Source organism: Bradyrhizobium sp. WBOS07, from assembly GCF_024585165.1.
GTDB classification, from domain to species: domain Bacteria; phylum Pseudomonadota; class Alphaproteobacteria; order Rhizobiales; family Xanthobacteraceae; genus Bradyrhizobium; species Bradyrhizobium japonicum_B.
Genome location: NZ_CP029008.1, coordinates 3932839 through 3947501 on the forward strand (window position 1 = coordinate 3932839; position 14663 = coordinate 3947501).

Consider the following 14663-nt stretch of genomic DNA (forward strand, 5'->3'; position numbering starts at 1 on the left):
GAAGCTTGACCGTAGCAACGACGGCCAGGACCACACGGTTTTGCCGTACGCACGGCCCGCCATTTCGCCGCAGTATTTCCAGCCCTGTCGACGAAGCCGGAAACTTACAGGCGAGACGAGACCTAGCAGCGCCGTTCGTCTACACGCGGCCTCGGGCTCACAGGGACTACCCGCCCTGCCCGCACCTCTCGTGCCGACGCTGCCGCGTCCACCGCAAGCCCGGCTCGCGATCAAGACGACCTCGAGATCGCCCCTCCTGGATGAGCCGGGATGGGCGACACATACGCCATTTCCGAATTTCGGTAAAGTGGAATATTTTTGCGGCGATGGATTGACAGAGGCCGACACAGGCACGGTACCGTAGCCCGGATGGAGCGCAGCGCAATCCGGGACAGTGCAAGATGCCGGGCGAGCGGCCCCGGATTACGCTTTCGCTCCATCCGGGCTACAAGAGCACCGACGCATCAAAAAGGGCGGTACAAAGCACCGCCCTCCTTCATGCAGTCCAATCGGGCCGCGTCGAAAACGATCGCTCGATACGATCGCTAGTAGCCCGGATCGTAATAGAATTGACCGCCACCGCCGCCGTAATAGCCGTGACCGCCGTAATAGCCGGGCCCGCCATAGTAGGGACGCGAGCCGTAGTAATAGCGGTTCTCGTAATATTCGCGGCGCCGGCTCTCGGCGATTGCGCCACCGATCACCCCCGCAGCCAAGCCCATGAAGGCGAGACCGGCAGCATTCGGTCCGCGTCGATAGTGGTGGCGACGCCGGGCTGCGCTGAAATCAGTGACCTCGGACGAGCCCTGCCCTGCCGAGACAGGCTTCGCGAACAGCGCCTCGGCCGTCCCGGGGGACGCCGCAGCCGAGGGCGACATGGAGGTTGCGACCATTGCCAGGCTTGCGAACGCGGCCAGCGCCAGGTTGCGGCCGGCAGAAATCATCGGTCTAGCAGTCATTTTGACCTCCTAGGTTCTTGCGTAAAGATATGCAAACCACGTCAAATGCGCAAACCACTGAAATGGTTTCCTGATCGCGGCAATCCGCCACGCTTTGAACGATTGTAAACGAACGGCCAATCCGCAGCTTGCACCCTCCAACCTGAGCGGATAATGAACAGCCGCGCCGTTTTGCGGTCGCCGTAAGCGTTTGACGTGAACCAACGCATCAACCGACGTCGTCGGGATCGATGCCATTTCCAGGGTTCAACGTGATCGACGCGTCTTTCCATAAGAGAAATCAGATGATTGCGGTTCGCAAACTGCCGGCGCGCTATGCGCCGATCGTGATGCCGTTCGTGCTGTCCATCCTCATGACGGCGGTGGTATCGGTCATTTCGACGCTCCGGAGCCTCGGCGCGACGCCGGCGTTCCTCGCGACCTGGCCCGGCGCCTGGGCGCTATCCTGGCTGGTCGCCTTTCCAACCCTGCTCGTGGTGCTTCCACTGGTGCGGCGGATCGTGACCTGCCTCGTTGCAGCCCCACCCCGCCAATAGGGCGCTTACGACAACGCCCCCAGCACGCCGCGCGTCGCCTTGTCGATCTCCTCGACATAGCGACGGCGGGCGAAAGTCTCGGTGAGAAAGCCGATCACCTTGCGGCTGTCGGTGGAATCGACCACCGCCAGCATCTCGGCCTCGGCCTCGTCGAACACAGCCATCGCCGACTTCACGTTCATTTCCGGGATCAGCACGATGTCGATCAGGCGGGCGAGCTCGACCACCTGGATGTCGTCGGCGATGCTGTCGAGATCATTGGAGAACAAGTCGGGCAGCATGACCAGCCCGACATATTCGTCCGCGTTGTTGACGATCACGATTCCCGGCCGCGAGCCCAGCGCGAACTCGCGGCGGACGGCGGCGATCGTCGTGGTCGAGGGCACCTTGCCGACGTCGGAGCGCATCAGCCGCTCCACGGTGAGATTGCGCAGCCAGCCGACGTCGTTGGCGCTGCGGATGGTCTCGCCGCGCAGATGCAGGCGCCAGGTCGAAAAGGAATGGCCGAACATGAACCGGACGCAGATCGAGGTGACGATGCAGCCGGCCAGCACCACGGCGGTGACGTCGACGTTGCGGGTCATCTCAAGCACGAGGAACGACATGGTGAGCGGGCCGCCCACGATGGCGACGCCGAGCGTCGCCATTCCGGTCAGCATCGCCACCAGCGGATCGATCGCGAAGTTCGGGCTGATCAGGAGCAGCACCGCGGCAAAGAACTTGCCGATCAGGCTGCCGACGAACAGCGAGGCGAAGAACAGGCCGCCCCGGAAACCCGAGGCGAGCGAGATCAGGCAGGCCGTCACCTTCAAGGCGATGATCAGCGCGATCAGGCCGATCGTCATGTCGTGAAAGAGGTCGAGCACCATGGCGCCGTGGCCGGCCGCCAGCACCTGCGGCGTGATGATCGCGAAACCGCCGACGATCAGGCCGCCGATCACCGGGCGCAGCCAGACCGGCAGCCAGGCGAACAGGCGCTCGAACATCGGCGAGGAGCGCATCACGGCGATGCCAACGCCGCTGGTGATGAGCGCCAGCCCGATCAATGCCAGATATTGCTCGACGCCGACCGCGCTGACCTTTGGTATCTCCAGCGAATACGGCGCGCCGCCGAGCCATTGCGCGGTCAACGCGCCGGCGAGCGAGGCGGCCAGGATCGGTGCCGCGCTGCCGACCGAATAAACGCCGACGATCAGCTCGCAGGCATAGAAGGCGCCGGTGATCGGCGCGCCGAACGCCGCCGCGATCGCCGCCGCAGCGCCGCAACCGACCATCAGGCGCAGATCGTTGCGGCGAAGATTGAAGAACTTGCCGAGCAGCGAAGCAATTCCAGAGCCGATCTGGGTGTAGCCCGCCTCGAGGCCGACCGAGGCACCACAGCCGTTTGAGATCAGCGTCTGGCTCGACACCACCACGCTGTCGCGCATCGAGAGATTGCCGCCGCGCAGCGCGTTCGCCTCGATCGGGTCGACCGCGTTCGATATCTTCATGCGCCGCCGCGACCATTCCATGATTCCGAGCGACAGCCCACCGAGCGCGGGCGCGATCAGGGCCGCCCACGGACTGACGCTTTCGTGAGCCGAAAGGTGAACATCAATGGGAATGCCGTAGATCACCACATGCGCGATCTGGGCGATGCGGGCCATCAGCGTCACGACCGAGCCCGCGAGCGTGCCGATCACCAGCGCGAGCGGGATCAGGTAGAATTCGTTGCTGCGCAGGAGGGCACGCAGCCGAACCATGGTGCGGTTCGTCCCCTTGCGATCGACGAGATGCCTGATCCGTACGAACACCCTCTGCCTGCCCTACCCTTCCGACAGGCCGTAGCCGGCCATGCGCTGGCGGACCCGCTCGATCTCGGCGCTGGGGAGCAGCGGCGGTTGTCCGATCTGGAGGCAGCCGTGATATTGCCGCGCCAGCGTCTCGACCTCGACGGCGAGCCACATCGCCTTGTCCAGCGTCTTGCCGATCGCGATCATGCCGTGGTGGTCGAGCAGGCAGGCAAGCCGGCCCTCCAGCGCCCGCACCGCATGTTCGGACAGCTCCGCCGTTCCGAACGTCGCATAGGACGCGCAGCGGATGCTGTCGCCGCCGGCCGCCGCGATCATGTAATGCACCGGCGGAATCTCCATGCCCATGATCGCCAGGATGGTGCAATAGGTCGGATGGGCGTGCACGACGGCGTTGATCTCGGGCCGCGACTTCAGGATGTCGCGATGAAATCGCCATTCGCTCGACGGCTTCTGGTCGGGCCCGTGTGCGCCGTCCATGGTCATGAACACGATCTGCCCGGGCGTCATGGCCTCATAGGGCACGCTGGTCGGCGTGACCAGAAGCCCGTCCACATGCCGGACAGAGATATTGCCCGAGGTGCCCTGGTTGATGCCGAGCGCATTCATGCGCCGGCAAGCGTCGATGATGGCCTGTCGCTTGGCGAGCTCGTCCGTTGTCATCGACATCCCGATTTCCCGACGATGGTCTTGTTAGACCGGAAGTACGTCAAAGCAATATGGCAGTGCAAGCGAAAGCGGCCCGGATCTGTTGTCAAAACCACGAAACGGACGGCAAGATCAATGGATTCACCTGCTATCGCGGCGCCATGGCAGGCGGCCGCAACCCCGTTGATCACGAACTGCCCGACTAGGCCGCGAGCAGCATGCCGGGGACGCGCAAGAGCACGGCATTTCCTGTGGGTCCGAGAGTGCTTGCGATCACGGAAGATCACCTGATAGGACGCGCCGAGCAGCAGCAGCCCGCCGGCAATCCGGAGGACGGGATGCGATCCCCGAGCCGGTGCAGCAGTCGGTTTCCGAGCAGCGCGATCACCACCAAAATCGAAGCCGCGATCACGGTTGGCGCAGCGGACAGGGCGAAGCCGAGCATGTCTCGCCGGGATCCCGGAACGCTGGAACGATGGCGGGCGGACTGACTTAGCCCGGCAGGACCGTTTTGCAAAATCACTGGAGACGATCGATGAGCGACAGTGGAATCGGAATGCTGCTCGGCCAGCTCTCGGCCAATCTGCTCTGGCTCTGGTTCATCGGAGCCTTCGTGCTCGGCGGGATCCTCGTCTATGGCGTGATGAAGGCCGGCCACCTCAGGCGCGGCGAGCGGGCGCAGCTCGATCGCAACACCGAGGCGCGGCAGCGCCAGGAAGATCCGTATAAGCGCCCGACCTGAGCGTCGACCGGTTGCAGATTGGAACTTTCGTTATTGAAGCGGCTTTGATCGCCTGAGGATTGAGGAGGGCGAGGCCTTCCCGTGTCACCTCGTGAGGAGGACCTATGGCTAAGCAAGCAAAGAAGCGTACGACCAAGAAGACCGCGGCGCGCCGGCCGCGTCAGGCACCGAAGATGCTCAGCGACCTGTTTCTGGAGACGCTGAAGGACATCTATTTCGCCGAGAACAAGATCATCAAGACGTTGCCCAAGATGGCGAAGGCAGCACAATCGAAAGAGCTGGCCGCAGCCTTCAACAAGCACCTGCGCGAGACCCAGGGTCAGGTCAAGCGGCTCGACCAGATCTTCAAGATGCTGGGCAAGCCGGCACGCGGCAAGCCCTGCGAGGCCATCAACGGCATCACCGACGAGGGCGCCGAGATCATGAAGGACTTCAAGGGCGCACCGGCGCTCGATGCGGGACTGCTCGCGGCCGCCCAGGCGGTCGAGCACTACGAGATCTCCCGCTACGGCACCTTGCGGACCTGGGCCGAGGAACTCGGCATGCAGGACGCGGCAAGGCTGCTTCAGGCGACGCTGGACGAAGAAGAGGCGACTGATCACACGCTGACGGAGCTCGCGACGTCCGTGATCAACCTCGAAGCGGAGGAAGAATACCGCGCCGCGGCCTGACCCGCGCCGCTGTCGATGACGGAACGCCGCGGCCCTGCCGCGGCGTTTGTTTTTGGATTGCACGACAGCGCATGGCACGCCGGCGCCGGCGCTCTGGATTTTCCGGGAACCGGCCCCATATGCAGGCTTTCCCACCCCTGAGCCTTCCACATGCAACCCAAAAATCCCCTCGACTGGATGCTGTCCGAAGCCCTGGATTCGCTGACCCGCGCCGACCGGCTGCGCCAGCAGTTCGGCCGCCAGGAAGCCTGCTGGGAGCCGCCGATCGACGTGCTGGAAACCGAGCACGAGCTCCTGATCCTGGTGGCGCTCCCGGGCGTCAATCCGGACAATGTCGAGACGGTCATTCATGACGGCGTGCTCGTCATCTCCGGGCAGCGCACCCTGCCGCCGGAGCTCCGCAACGCCCGCATCCACCGGCTCGAGCTGCCGCAGGGGCGTTTTGAGCGCCGTATTGCATTGCCCATCGGCCGCTACGCCATCAGCCGTTTCGTGATGGACGGCTGCGTCGCACTGCGCCTCGCCAAATCCTGAGGTCGATCATGGCCACCGAACAGATGAACAACGAACAGACCAACAACGACGCGAAGATCCCCGACGACGCGCTGATCATCATCCCCGTGCGCGAGATGGTGCTATTTCCCGGCGCCATCGCGCCGATCACGATCGGCCGGGCGAAGTCCATCGCCGCCGCCCAGCAGGCGCTGCGCGAGCAGCGGCCCGTCGGCATCGTCCTGCAACGCAGCCCCGAGACCGATGCGCCGGGGCCGGACGACCTCTACCGGGTCGCGACCATCGCCAATATCGTGCGCTACATCACCGCGCCCGACGGCACCCACCACATCGTCTGCCAGGGCGTCCAGCGCGCACGCCTGCTCGACTTCCTGCCGGGGACGCCGTTTCCCGTGGCGCGCTTCCAGCAGATTCCCGAGCCGACCACGACTTCGCCCGAGATCGAGGCCCGCGCCCTGAACCTGCAGCGTCAGGCGATCGAGGCCATCGAGCTGCTGCCGCAGGCGCCGCCCGAGCTGGCCGCGATGTTCCAGGGCACCAGTGCGCCGGGCGCGCTGGCGGACCTGGCGACCTCGTTCATGGACATCAAGCCGCAGGACAAGCAGGAGGTGCTGGAGACCATCGACCTCGTCTTGCGCGTCGAGAGGGTGTCCAAGCACCTGGCCGAGCGGCTCGAGGTGCTACGCATCTCCAACGAAATCGGCCAGAAGACCAAGGCCTCCTTCGACGAGCGGCAGCGCGAGGCGATCCTGCGCGAGCAGATGGCGACCATCCAGCGCCAGCTCGGTGAAGGCGACGGCAAGGCGGCCGAGGTCGCCGAGCTGACTTCTGCCATCGCCAAGGCCAATATGCCGCCCGAGGCCGACGCGCACGCCAAGAAGGAGCTGCGCCGCTACGAGCGCATGCCGGAGGCCGCCGGCGAAGCCGGCATGGTCCGCACCTATCTCGACTGGCTGATCGAGCTGCCCTGGGCGCTGCCCCCGGAGAAGCCGATCGACATCAAGGAGGCGCGAGCCATCCTCGACGCCGACCATTTCGGCCTGGAGAAGATCAAGGGCCGGATCATCGAATATCTGGCGGTGCGCAAGCTCGCCCCGAAGGGCAAGGCGCCGATCCTGTGCTTCGTCGGCCCGCCCGGCGTCGGCAAGACCTCGCTCGGCCAATCCATCGCCCGCGCGATGGACCGTCCCTTCGTCCGCGTCAGCCTCGGCGGCGTGCACGACGAGGCCGAGATCCGCGGCCACCGGCGCACCTATATCGGCGCGCTGCCGGGCAACATCATCCAGGGCATCAAGAAGGCAGGCAGCCGGAACTGCGTCATGATGCTGGACGAGATCGACAAGATGGGCCGTGGCGTGCAGGGCGATCCCTCGGCCGCCATGCTGGAGGTGCTCGACCCCGAGCAGAACGGGACGTTCCGGGACAATTACCTGGGCGTGCCGTTCGACCTGTCGCGCGTGGTGTTCATCGCGACCGCCAACATGCTCGACCAGATCCCGGGCCCGCTGCTGGACCGCATGGAGCTGATCAGCCTCGCCGGCTACACCGAGGACGAGAAGCTGGAGATCGCGCGGCGCTATCTGGTGCGGCGGCAGCTGGAGGCCAACGGCCTCTCGGCCGAGCAGGCCGAGATCGAGCCGGAGGCGCTGAAGCTGGTGGTCAAGGGCTACACGCGCGAGGCCGGCGTGCGCAACCTCGAGCGCGAGATCGGCAAGCTGTTCCGGCACGCCGCGGTGCAGGTCGCCGAGGGCACGGCCGAAAAGGTCGTGATCGCGGCGAAGGACATCGTCACCGTGCTCGGCCAGCCGCGTTTCGAAGGCGAGATCGCCCAGCGCACCAGCATTCCGGGCGTGGCCACCGGCCTTGCCTGGACGCCGGTCGGCGGCGACATCCTGTTCATCGAGGCGTCAAAGGTGCCCGGCAAGGGCGGCATGATCCTGACCGGCCAGCTCGGCGACGTCATGCGCGAGAGCGTGCAGGCTGCGATGACGCTGGTGAAGAGCCGCGCCTCGCAGCTCGGCATCGATCCGCAAGCGTTCGAGAAGAGCGACATCCACGTTCACGTCCCGGCGGGAGCAACCCCGAAGGACGGGCCCAGCGCGGGCGTTGCGATGTTCACGGCGCTGACGTCCCTGCTCACCAACCGCACCGTGCGCAGCGACACCGCCATGACCGGCGAGATCTCGCTGCGCGGCCTGGTGCTGCCGGTGGGCGGCATCAAGGAGAAGGTGGTCGCAGCCGCGGCCGCCGGCCTGAAGCGGGTGATGCTGCCGGCGCGCAACAAGCGGGACTACGACGACATCCCGAAGAGCGCACGGGACAACCTCGAATTCATCTGGCTGGAGCGCGTCGACGAAGCCATCGCCGCGGCGCTCGAACCGGTCGAAGCTCAGGTCAACGCGAAGGTCGAAGCGGCGGAGTGAGGCGATGAAGAAATTGCTGGAGAAAGCAAAGGGATCGCGGAAGACGCAGCGGCTGCGCCAAATGCTCGATCGCGCGATCGACCGGCTTCGCGATGCGCTGGCGGCGCCGGGGCCGCAGCTTCAACCCGTTCCGGTCAGGGTGAAGCGCCGCAAGGGTTGAGCCCTCCGTCTCAAGTCCTCGCGGCTGCCCCAAACAAAAGGCCCCCTTATCCGAGGGGGCCTTGCGTCGTTAGCCCACGGCGTCCTTGGCCGCCTTGACCGGGCGGGCGCGGACGATCTTGCGGGCCGGCTTGGCCTTGAACATCATCTCTTCACCCGTGAACGGGTTGGTGCCCTTGCGTGCCTTGGTCGCCGGCTTCTTGATCACGACGAACTTGGCGAAGCCCGGCACCAGGAACAGGCCGTTCTTCTTGAGCTCCTTGTGACCGACGTCGGTCAGCGTCTCCATGACGTTCTTGACGTCGCGCTTGGAAAGCTCTGTGGCGGTCGCAATCTTTTCGATCAACTGCGATTTGGACATTTGGGTGGCCATCGTGTCTCCTCTGATTCGTGACGGCTGCATATTAGACCAACCGGCGAAGGCCTATAGCCTTCTGCACAGTTTTGTCGCGGTTTTACGGGCTTTTTTGGCCCCATGTGACAAAAAACCCTGCATTTTAGCCACTTCCAGTGCGGAAGAAGCCTTGAGCAGCGGATTTTGCCTTGTTTCAAAGGCCCGCACGACATCTTGCTAGAACTGATTCGCCGCTTTCGACAAGCGACGACCGGCCTCTTTCTGACGGGAAGCGCGCGATTCACCCTGAAAAATAAGGGCTGGATCGATATCGCCGGTCTTCCTCCCCGTAAAAGCAGGGAGAAAGTGACGGGCGATCGGCTAGACGCGCTCGATGATGATGGCGGGCGCCATGCCGCCGGCGGCGCACATGGTGACGAGACCGCGCTTGAGATCGCGCCGTTCGAGCTCGTCGAGCACGGTGCCGATCAGGATCGAGCCGGTGGCGCCGATGGGATGACCGAGCGCGATCGAGCCGCCGTTGACGTTGACCTTGGCACGATCGAGTTCGAGGTCGCGGATGTATTTTTCCGCCACCACCGCGAACGCCTCGTTGATCTCGAACAGGTCGATGTCGTCGACGGTCAAGCCCGCCTTCGCCAGCACCTTGCGCGTGGCCGGCACCGGCGCGTTCAGCATCAGCGTCGGCGAGTCCCCCATATTCGCCATCGCCACCACGCGGGCGCGGGCTTTGAGGCCGTGCGCCTTGGCGTAAGCGGGCGAGGCCAGCAGGATCGCCGCGGCGCCGTCGACGACGCCGGACGAGTTGCCGGCATGGTGCACGAAGTTGATCTCGAGATCAGGATATTCCTGCAGGATCAGTCCGCGATAGGTCGTGCCCTTGTCGTCGAGCGCATAGTCGGCGATCGCCGGGAATGCCGGTTTCAGGCTGCTCAGCCCCTCCATCGTGGTCTGCGGCCGCGGATATTCCTCGTGGTCGAGTGCAAGGCTGCCGTCCTCGCGATGGACCGGCACGAGGCTCTTCTTGAAGTAGCCGTTCGCGATCGCGTGCGCGGCCCGTTTCTGACTCTCCAGCCCGAGCGCGTCGACATCCCCTCGGGTAATGCCTTCCAGCGTCGCGATCGCATCCGCGCAGACGCCCTGATGCGACTGCGGATGCCGCGCGCGGAGCCGCAGATTGCCGTTGTCCATCATCATCGGGCCACTGCCGCGCCGGCCCTCCATCGACATCATCTCGCAGCCGCCGGCGATGACGAGGTCTTCCGCGCCGGCCATGATCGAGGATGCGGCCATGTTGACGCTGGTGATGCCGCTTCCGCAAAAACGATCCAGCGTCACGGCGCTGGCGCGCACGTCGTAGCCGGCATCGAGCGCCGACATCCGGCCGAGATCGCCGCTTTGCGTCGCGACCTGCGCGCTGCAGCCCCAGACGATGTCGTCGACGTCGGCGGTGTCGATGCCGGTGCGCTCGGCGAGCGCGCGCAGAACGGTAGCGCCCAGTTGCTGCGGATGAATGCCCGAGAGTGCCCCCTTGCCGGCCTTGCCGACGCCGCGCGGGGTCCGGCAGGCATCGATGATGAGTGCGTCAGCCATGGGCATGTCCTCTTGTTGTGGTTGTTTGAGGACGGTTCTGAATAAGGCAGATAGGAGAGTCAATGCGGAGCGTCAAACGCCCTCTTCCACCCTCAGCAAATTTTCCGCTGGGCGAAAGCCTCCGCGAGGTCATGGCCGGGCTTGTCCCGGCCATCCACGCGTTGCTCCAAGCTCAAAGAACGTAGATGCCCGGGACAAGCCCGGGCATGACGAGCTCGGCGCGAGGGAGGCGATCACGCCCCCGCCGCGTTCTTCGCGATCACGTTGCGGTAGAAGCTGGCGCTGAGTTTCGGTGTGCGCACCTGGGTATCGAAATTGACGTGGTAAAGTCCGAAGCGCTTGTTCAGCCCGTAGACCCATTCGAAATTGTCCACCAGGCTCCAGAGAAAATAGCCGCGCACCGGCACGCCCTCGGCCGTGGCGCGCTGGAGCTGGGCGAGATAGTTGCGCAGATACATGATGCGATCGGTGTCGTAGATCTTGCCGTCGGGCGTCACGGCGTCGTCGCCAGAGGCGCCGTTCTCGCTGATATAGATCGCATCCGTCTTCCAGATCTTTGCCGCGAGCTTCGGCACCCAGTAGATCGTCTCGGGTCCGACGCGCAGCCAGTCCGAGTTCATATGCGGAAACGATTTCGGAATCGGCAGCGGCATGAAGCCGGCGCCGTGATCGGACGCCACCACATAGTTCTGCGGCGCGTAGATGTTGAGGCCGAGGAAATCGACCGGCGAGGAGATGATCTTCAGCTCCGCATCGGTGTACTTGGGCGCGTCGGCACCGGCGAATTTCAGGAAGGCGTCGGTGTAGCGGCCCGTCATGATAACGTTGAGATAACCGGCGTTCATCTCGCGGAGCGCGATCTCAGCGGCGCGAACGTTTTCCGGCGTGTCGATCGCGGGCGCGCAAGCATCGACGTTCTCGGCCGGCCCGACCCTCGTGCCGCGGCGGCCGTGGGCGCGCACCGCCTGCACCGCGAGCCCGTGGGCCAGCGCACTGTTGTGCCTGATCTGGTTGACGTCGGCTTGCGGCAGCGTCAAGCCCGGCGCGTCGATGCCGATGCCGTAGCCGAAATAGACGAAGCGGCCGCTCTCGTTCAGCGTGAAGACGTTCTTGACGCGATCGGTCAGATGCTTGGAGACATAGGCCGCGTAGTCGCCGAAGATCTTGCAGGTCTCCGTCGAGCGCCAGCCGCCGAAGCGATCCTCAAGCGATTGCGGCAGGTCCCAATGATAGAGCGTCAGCCACGGCTCGATGCCGTTCTTCAGAAGCTCGTCAATGAGCCGGTTGTAGAAGTCGAGCCCCTTTGGATTGGGCTTGCCGTCGCCGTCCGGAAACAGCCGCGGCCAGGCCACCGAGAAGCGGTAGGCCTTGCAGCCGAGTTCCTTGATGAGGGCAATGTCCTGCTTGTAGCGGTGATAGTGCTCATTGGCGCGGTCGCCAGTGGTGCCGTCCTCGATCTTGCCGGGGATGCGCACGAACTTGTCCCAGATCGAGGCCCCTCTCCCATCCTCGTTGACTGCGCCCTCGACCTGGTAGGACGAGGTCGCTGTTCCCCAGACGAAGCCGGCCGGAAAGCCGGCGCGCGGCGCTGCCGGTCTCGCTTCGGCTGCATCGAGCGAACCGGTCAGGCCGGTCGCGGACAGCCCCGCGAGTTTCGCGAAACGGCGACGCGAGACCTTGTCCGACATTGATGCTTCTCCGCTTCCAATCCTGTTGCGGGCGCACAATGGCGAGTCCAGGGCGGTTTGAGAAGCAAGCTTTGGGAGAAACCGGATGCAGAACCGCGCGGTCCCGGGGGCCGACATGGGGCTGACGGGCCAACTGCCCCGTGTACTTGCCGACTCAGCGCGGACGCTTGGGCAACTTTGGCAGCTTGGCGAGGTTGAACGCCGGGCGCGGCTCGGCTCGCTGTTCACGTGCCGGCAGCGGCGGTTCGGTGAGAATGAGCGTTCCCTGGAGAATCATTCCCGGCACTTGCTGTGCCGTCGCGGTGTAAGTGGCGATCTTGCCGGGGCAGTTTCCCTCGATGTCCAAAACGAGTTCGTCTTCCACGCCGAACACCGTTGCACGACCGTCGGTGTGGCGCTTGGTCGAGACGGTGGCGGTGAAGCGATCTCCATCGACCTGACAGGAGCCGTGATAGGTCATCAGGCTGTCGCGCCCCCAGATCTGTCCGTCGGCGACATGGACGATCCCGGTCCCCTGATCGAGCGGCGTCTGGTACCACGCCGCATATGTCCCGTCCTTCAGCATGGGAGCAGTCTCCCCTGGCATTCCCTCACGATCATCCGCACGATCAGCGCTAAGAAAGCGTTAATCACGCAGCCCGTGCCATTCCGGCCTGTCCTTGCGCAGCTCGGCTTCGAGCTCCTCGACGATGCCGTGAAGCAGACACGCGGCCAGCGGATCGGTCACCTCCCGCTCCAAACGCCGATAACGGGCGATGCGGCATTCCTGCTCTCTCAATTGGTGCTCTGTCATCACACGGGCCCTCCGGCGAATTGACGCGGAGAGCGCCGGGCAGTTTCGTTAAAATTTTCAGATCATTCTTGATGGTTTCTGATTGGTAAAGACGGCGCTGCGCGGCAGCGGAGCCAAGTCGCCGCGAAGGCGGCATCGTCTCTAGGTGGACAGGCGAAGCCAGACGTCCCTGCTCGCCAGCGTGCCGTTGGGCGTCGCGATCTCCATGTCCACGACGTGTAGGGAACCGGGCTCGTCTCCATAGATGTACTTGAGGTGCCACATCAGGCCCAGGTCCGGTGACACGACAAAATCGTCCAACGCGTCCGTGATATCTCGAACGGCCTCGCGGTGCGTCAAGGGCGCGGAAAACATCGCATCGATCAGGTCGGCGAGGCTCATGCCCTCGACGAGCATCATTCGCGCGATCTCGTCGCCGTAGACATGCCGAAGCGCTGAAACGATCGCAGCGACGGCATCCGGATTCTTCAACGACACGGCAAGGCAGGCCTCCGAACCTATCATGCCGGAGGCGGCATATTCTGCAAGCTCAGCGAGCACTCCCGCAAGAGCAACGGAGGCGGCGTCCGAAGGCGCCCAGCCTGGCCGGGCTCAGCGAGCTCAGGTCGGCGAGCGGCCCACCACTGGCAAGATTGGGCAGGGCTTCGCCGTCGACGCCGCGGCGGCTGCTTCCGATTGCACGCCGGGCATGCTTCTGCTACCTTGAGGTACGTGCCTCATTTCACCTCGCCGGCTCGCGGCCGGTGAATGGCATTTGGGCACAAGCAGAGTTGGCCTTTATCAAGGGCCGACCGCCTTAGGGAGGATAATATGCAGCGTCTCTTGGTTGCAGGTGTCTCTATTGCCTTCGCGGTAGCAGCGGGTGTCGGCTCGGCCGGCGCAGCGGACAAGAAAGTCCTGGCCTTCGTCGTCAATGGCGCATCCGACTTCTGGAAGATCGCTGAGGCCGGCATGAAGAAGGCGCAGGGCGAGCTGCCCAACTACGACCTCCAGTTCAAATATCCGGAACAGGCTGCGGCCGCCGTGCAGCAGCGCGTGATGGACGACCTCGTCGCCGCCGGCGCCGCCGGCATCATGGTCAGCGCGGTGGATCCGAAGAACCAGACCGATCACCTCAACAAGGTTGCGTCCCAGACGGTGCTGTTCACCACCGACAGCGACGCGCCGCAATCCAAGCGCGTGGCCTATATCGGCTCCTCCAACACCGATCTCGGCAAGGAGGCAGGAAAGCTGATGATCAAGGCGCTGCCGAACGGCGGCAAATGCGTCGGCTTCGTCGGCCTGCCCGGCGCCGACAATGCACGCGAGCGCATCGAAGGCGTGAAGGAGACCATCAAAGGCTCGAAGGTCGAGCTCGTCGACGTCCGCGGCGACGAGATCGACCAGACCCGCGCCAAGCGCAACGTCGAGGACATCCTTGCTGCCATGCCCGACGTGAGCTGCCTCGTCGGCTTCTATTCCTACAATACGCCGCGCATCTATGAGGTGCTCAAGGAAGCCGGCAAGCTCAACAAGATCAAGATCATCGGCTTCGACGAGGATCCGATCACGCTCGGCGGCGTCAAGGAAGGCAGCATCGTCGGCACAGTGGTCCAGCAGCCGTTCGAGTGGGGCTATCAGGGCATGAAGCTGATGGCGAACTACATCGGCGGCAACAAGTCTGGTGTTCCGGCCAACGGCATCATCATCGTGCCCGGCAAGGTCATCGAAAAGGCGAATGTCGACGACTTCATGGCCTCGATGAAGCAGATGCTGAAGAAATAGGAGATATCCCCGCTGCCCGAGCCGCAGCC

16 protein-coding genes are annotated in these 14663 nt (G+C 64.4%); 7 read left to right on the forward strand and 9 right to left on the reverse strand.

Annotated elements, in window-relative coordinates; translation table 11 throughout:
- Window positions 1–545: 545 nt before the first annotated feature.
- Window positions 546–959 carry a hypothetical protein gene (locus DCM79_RS18810; RefSeq protein WP_257175771.1) on the reverse strand — a complete coding sequence of 138 codons (414 nt, stop codon included), beginning with the start codon at window positions 957–959 and terminating at the stop codon, window positions 546–548.
- 284 nt (window positions 960–1243) lie between these two features.
- On the opposite strand from DCM79_RS18810, the gene DCM79_RS18815 reads away from it, so the two are divergent.
- On the forward strand, window positions 1244–1495 hold the full coding sequence (locus tag DCM79_RS18815; protein WP_257175772.1) for a DUF2798 domain-containing protein: 252 nt from the start codon (window positions 1244–1246) through the stop codon (window positions 1493–1495).
- A 5-nt stretch (window positions 1496–1500) separates the two neighbouring features.
- Here DCM79_RS18815 and DCM79_RS18820 read toward each other — a convergent pair whose 3' ends face one another.
- From DCM79_RS18820 to DCM79_RS18830, 3 genes are all read right to left on the reverse strand, one after another.
- Entirely contained in the window at window positions 1501–3288 is a 1788-nt protein-coding gene (locus tag DCM79_RS18820) for a chloride channel protein (RefSeq protein WP_257175773.1), read from the reverse strand.
- Between the two features lie 12 nt (window positions 3289–3300).
- A complete protein-coding gene (locus DCM79_RS18825) occupies window positions 3301–3954 on the reverse strand; it encodes a class II aldolase/adducin family protein (RefSeq protein WP_257175774.1) in 654 nt (217 codons plus the stop codon).
- A gap of 262 nt (window positions 3955–4216) precedes the next feature.
- Window positions 4217–4378: a hypothetical protein gene (locus DCM79_RS18830; protein WP_257175775.1), complete on the reverse strand. Its 162-nt coding sequence runs from the start codon at window positions 4376–4378 to the stop codon at window positions 4217–4219.
- A gap of 90 nt (window positions 4379–4468) precedes the next feature.
- Here DCM79_RS18830 and DCM79_RS18835 point away from each other — a divergent pair, with 90 nt between their 5' ends.
- From DCM79_RS18835 to DCM79_RS18855, 5 genes are all read left to right on the forward strand, one after another.
- On the forward strand, window positions 4469–4675 hold the full coding sequence (locus DCM79_RS18835) for a hypothetical protein (RefSeq protein WP_257175776.1): 207 nt from the start codon (window positions 4469–4471) through the stop codon (window positions 4673–4675).
- Window positions 4676–4779: 104 nt separating this feature from the next.
- On the forward strand, window positions 4780–5346 hold the full coding sequence (locus tag DCM79_RS18840; protein WP_257175777.1) for a ferritin-like domain-containing protein: 567 nt from the start codon (window positions 4780–4782) through the stop codon (window positions 5344–5346).
- Window positions 5347–5496: 150 nt separating this feature from the next.
- Complete coding sequence (locus DCM79_RS18845; protein ID WP_028137762.1) at window positions 5497–5880, forward strand: Hsp20/alpha crystallin family protein; 384 nt, start codon at window positions 5497–5499, stop codon at window positions 5878–5880.
- A gap of 8 nt (window positions 5881–5888) precedes the next feature.
- On the forward strand, window positions 5889–8282 hold the full coding sequence (lon, locus tag DCM79_RS18850; RefSeq protein ID WP_257175778.1) for an endopeptidase La: 2394 nt from the start codon (window positions 5889–5891) through the stop codon (window positions 8280–8282).
- A gap of 4 nt (window positions 8283–8286) precedes the next feature.
- A complete protein-coding gene (locus tag DCM79_RS18855) occupies window positions 8287–8442 on the forward strand; it encodes a hypothetical protein (RefSeq protein ID WP_257175779.1) in 156 nt (51 codons plus the stop codon).
- 69 nt (window positions 8443–8511) lie between these two features.
- On the opposite strand, the gene DCM79_RS18860 is transcribed toward DCM79_RS18855, so the two are convergent.
- The 5 genes from DCM79_RS18860 to DCM79_RS18880 all read right to left on the reverse strand — a co-directional run bounded on the left by DCM79_RS18860 (window position 8512) and on the right by DCM79_RS18880 (window position 13374).
- Window positions 8512–8814 (reverse strand): HU family DNA-binding protein, encoded by a 303-nt coding sequence (locus DCM79_RS18860; RefSeq protein ID WP_025037698.1) that lies wholly within the window; start codon window positions 8812–8814, stop codon window positions 8512–8514.
- 342 nt (window positions 8815–9156) lie between these two features.
- Complete coding sequence (locus tag DCM79_RS18865) at window positions 9157–10389, reverse strand: acetyl-CoA C-acetyltransferase (protein WP_257175780.1); 1233 nt, start codon at window positions 10387–10389, stop codon at window positions 9157–9159.
- 233 nt (window positions 10390–10622) lie between these two features.
- Window positions 10623–12077, reverse strand: coding sequence for a GH1 family beta-glucosidase (locus tag DCM79_RS18870; protein WP_257175781.1), 1455 nt, complete (start codon window positions 12075–12077; stop codon window positions 10623–10625).
- Between the two features lie 154 nt (window positions 12078–12231).
- Window positions 12232–12642 carry a hypothetical protein gene (locus DCM79_RS18875; RefSeq protein ID WP_257175782.1) on the reverse strand — a complete coding sequence of 137 codons (411 nt, stop codon included), beginning with the start codon at window positions 12640–12642 and terminating at the stop codon, window positions 12232–12234.
- 369 nt (window positions 12643–13011) lie between these two features.
- Window positions 13012–13374 (reverse strand): hypothetical protein, encoded by a 363-nt coding sequence (locus DCM79_RS18880; RefSeq protein ID WP_257175783.1) that lies wholly within the window; start codon window positions 13372–13374, stop codon window positions 13012–13014.
- Window positions 13375–13680: 306 nt separating this feature from the next.
- Here DCM79_RS18880 and DCM79_RS18885 point away from each other — a divergent pair, with 306 nt between their 5' ends.
- Complete coding sequence (locus DCM79_RS18885; protein ID WP_257175784.1) at window positions 13681–14634, forward strand: sugar-binding protein; 954 nt, start codon at window positions 13681–13683, stop codon at window positions 14632–14634.
- The last annotated feature ends 29 nt before the right edge of the window (window positions 14635–14663 follow it).